General features: G+C 55.6%; 1 protein-coding gene and 5 pseudogenes. 4 read left to right on the forward strand and 2 right to left on the reverse strand.

What is annotated here, in order from left to right:
- Positions 1 to 109 (reverse strand): annotated as a pseudogene (locus tag HV796_RS41075) (IS630-like element ISCARN39 family transposase); the annotation flags it as partial.
- 436 nt (positions 110 to 545) lie between these two features.
- Here HV796_RS41075 and HV796_RS43730 point away from each other — a divergent pair.
- On the forward strand, positions 546 to 1,091 hold the full coding sequence (locus HV796_RS43730; RefSeq protein ID WP_217478212.1) for a thiamine pyrophosphate-dependent enzyme: 546 nt from the start codon (positions 546 to 548) through the stop codon (positions 1,089 to 1,091).
- Positions 1,092 to 1,157: 66 nt separating this feature from the next.
- On the opposite strand, the pseudogene HV796_RS46275 reads toward HV796_RS43730, so the two are convergent.
- Positions 1,158 to 2,278: pseudogene (locus HV796_RS46275) on the reverse strand (IS701 family transposase).
- A 151-nt stretch (positions 2,279 to 2,429) separates the two neighbouring features.
- On the opposite strand from HV796_RS46275, the pseudogene HV796_RS46280 reads away from it, so the two are divergent.
- The 3 pseudogenes from HV796_RS46280 to HV796_RS46285 all read left to right on the forward strand — a co-directional run.
- A pseudogene (locus HV796_RS46280) lies at positions 2,430 to 2,552 on the forward strand (IS5/IS1182 family transposase); the annotation flags it as partial.
- A gap of 3 nt (positions 2,553 to 2,555) precedes the next feature.
- Positions 2,556 to 2,707 (forward strand): annotated as a pseudogene (locus HV796_RS41090) (IS5/IS1182 family transposase); the annotation flags it as partial.
- 43 nt (positions 2,708 to 2,750) lie between these two features.
- Positions 2,751 to 3,166, forward strand: a pseudogene (locus HV796_RS46285) (transposase); the annotation flags it as partial.
- Positions 3,167 to 3,236 lie beyond the last annotated feature (70 nt).

Genomic DNA, 3,236 nt, shown 5'->3' on the forward strand with positions numbered 1-3,236 from the left:
GGGCTACCCCCACGGCCAGTGCCACTTCTGCCGGGCCTTTGCCCGCCAGAAGCATGCGGCCGGCCCGCAAGCGTTTCTTCGTTGCCTCGTCCAACGGCTTCTTTGCCATGGTGCGTATCTCCATTCAATCCGTTAGAGATATAACGCGCCAGCATCGAATCGGTTGTCATGTTTTATGGGAAACTCAATAGTTGGACTTTGGAACAATCAGCCTGGCGACGAACTACTCGTCTAGGCGGATGTCGTCGTCACGGTGGGTTACAGTCCCGTCGAGTACGAACCGCCTTTCTGGAACAAGAACGGACGTCGGGCGTTGGTTCATGTTGACGCGGTACCAGCAGATGCTGATCCGCACTATCGTTCTGCCGTTGAGCTCGTAGGCAACATCGCACGCACACTGGATTTGCTTACCTCGGAAGTTATCGAGCGCAAAGCGATCTCTTCTGCACAGGCGGCGATTCTATCTACGCTGTCCACCTATCGAGCCGCGCTCGCGAAAAAAATCAGCTTCGCTCAGAGGTGCTCCGACTCATTCACTACGAATCGTGAAGGAATTGCAGGATGTCGTCGATGCAAACACCACGATTCGTGTCGACATGGGCAATTTCCATATCTGGATTGCGCGCTACCTCCAAAGCTTCCGCGCGCGTCAGCTTCTTTTCACAAATGGCCAACAGACGATGGGCGTCGCGCTGCCTTGGGCGATCGCAGCTTCGCTTGTGCGGCCCGGTCAAAAAGTCATCTCCGTATCTGGAGATGGCAGTTTCATGCACTCGAGTATGGAGCTCGAAACGGCCGTCCGTCTTCGGAGCAACATTGTTCATGCGATCTGGGTTGACAACATGTACAACATGGTCGCGATCCAGGAGACCAACAAATACAGACGTCGCTCCGGGGTCGAGTTCGGCCCCATCGATTTCAAGGCCTGTGCCGAATCGTTCGGGGCTAAGGGCTTTGCTGTCAATTCCGACGACACGCTTCGTGCAACGTTCCGCGCAGCGACGGCAGTCGAGGGTCCCGCAGTCGCGGCTATTCCCTTCGACTATACCGACAACCCCATGCGCCGCCAGCTTGACCAGTTCAGTACATGATCGCTCGCATGAACGGCGTTCCATAAGAGGCGGCACAACAACTGACGAGTCTCCAGGACGCCACCTTCAAAAGTTTTTGCTGTGCGTCCGCAGGATAACGAGCGCAGCATGAGCGAGCAGTACCAGTGTAATGTACCGGTACCATCCCGGCCATCGACGCACCTCGTATTGATCCAGGCCGCACTCGCCTTTGTTGCTTCAAAGCCGACTTCGATTTCCCATCGGTGGCCCGCGACATTGGCCAGCGTCTGCAGTTTGGCCAGACGACGCGGCGCATAGACCAACTAGTATGCATGTTCGCGCTTTTCATCGAGACTGCGCCGAGCCAGCGGGTAGTGTCCGAAGCGGCGTTCCCTGGATGTAATTTGCAGGCACCATAACGGCATGAGCGCCCAGTCGTACCGACGCTCGCCCCTAGTCCCCGTGTCCATCGAAAAAAGGCGTCGCCATGCCTGTCCGGGCAAGCACTCCTCGATCCGTGGTGGCACGCACATAATCGGGTCCCTTCCACCAAAGGAGTTCATTCTTTACGACCGCCATCACGAAGGGCTGTTCGCGCGACTCAGGCCATAGCCGCAAATGGCGGTCGCTACCATAGATCCTCGTTGCCTGTGACCGAGCCACACGGCTCGCCGTCATCCAGTGCCCGCTCAAGCACGACACGGCCGAGCTGCGGTTTTGTCGCAAACGTCACTGTATCTGGAACGTCCGACGCCTTGCAGCGCGCGGAATCGTTGGTCCACACCTGAGGCACATGACGAATGCACTGCCACCATGACCGGTATAGTAGAGAAACACATCGATCTGACTGTTCTCGATACGGCCTGCTGTGCTGCTGTACTGGCGTTGCACACCGACCGGGTGCAGTCCCGTCCTGACGAAACCCGTCTCGTCTTCGAGCAGCACGACATCACGCTCGCCCAGCCTTTGGATGACATACCTGCACAGAACGTCGCGTGTGCCATCGGCATCCCACTGCGCCCGCTCGATCAGGTGTCGCACGCCGTCAGGTGTGGCTCGCCAATCCATTCGGCAAGTTGCCATCGGTTCTTGCACTCCGCAGTACCGAGCAGTCCTTTCAGATAGGCCATCAATCGCTGTCGAGGTTCCGCACGCCTGAACAGACCGGCAAGCCGTTCGTGCAAATCCTGCAACTCACGCTCCCATGCATTTTTGATTATCTTCATAAATATTTATTAATGCATGATTACTATTGCAATATAACAAAAACGTCCGGTTATAGTTTTATAGACCATTTCAAAAAACGCCGAAAGGGGCTGTTAGCCTTATCGGCAGGCTGTTAGCCCCCTGGTCGTTTAAACAACGGAAACCAAAGGATTGAGCACACCGATCATTGATGACGAGCTATGGGCATTGATCGAACCTTTGCTGCCGCCGCCAAATCCACGACGCAAGAAATATCCAGACCGCCGGCGGGTTTCGAACCGGGCCGCACTGAACGAAAAATTTCGTTGGATGGTCGAGCGTACTCACGCAAGGCTTCACAATTTCCGACGTCTTTGTATTCGCTTTGAGCGTCGCGGCGACACTCACGAAGTATTCCTCAAACTCGGCTCCCCCTCGTCTGCTGGAATATTTTCAGACGTATGGAGTAGTCTTTTTTGAAGCGGCCTCTTATCAATTCACATATTTATATAGGTTCATATGGCAGTCGATATGCTGGGTAATCTCCTTGCTGTGTACATCGCGCCGGCAAATGAACAGGAGCGCGTACAAGTAGCGGAGCTGTGCCAGGTACTACATGTAACCGGGCAAACGGTGAAAGTGGCATTTGCCGATCAGGGTTCACCGGCCAAGAACCCGCGCGGGCGGCACTCGACGAGGGGACCGAGCTTTAAACGATCAAACTTCCTGAGGCATAAAAGGGCCCCGTTTTGCTGCCTCGTCGCCAGGTCGTTGAACGTAGCTTCGGGCGGCTCAACAGATTCAGGCGACTAGCGCACGACTACGAGCGCCTGCCCGAAACTCTCGCCGATCTTCATTTCGTCACCCTTGCCATGCTCATGCTTGATCCTGCCGCGGCCCGGATTTTTCTGGACACAGATTTGCTGTAAAACAGCTGTCCAGAAAAGGAGCTTTTCATGCTGAAGAAGGTGCCCACACAGGCTGTTGCGCCGCAGGCGC

The sequence above is a fragment of the Paraburkholderia humisilvae genome, assembly GCF_902859855.1.
Classification (GTDB): domain Bacteria; phylum Pseudomonadota; class Gammaproteobacteria; order Burkholderiales; family Burkholderiaceae; genus Paraburkholderia; species Paraburkholderia humisilvae.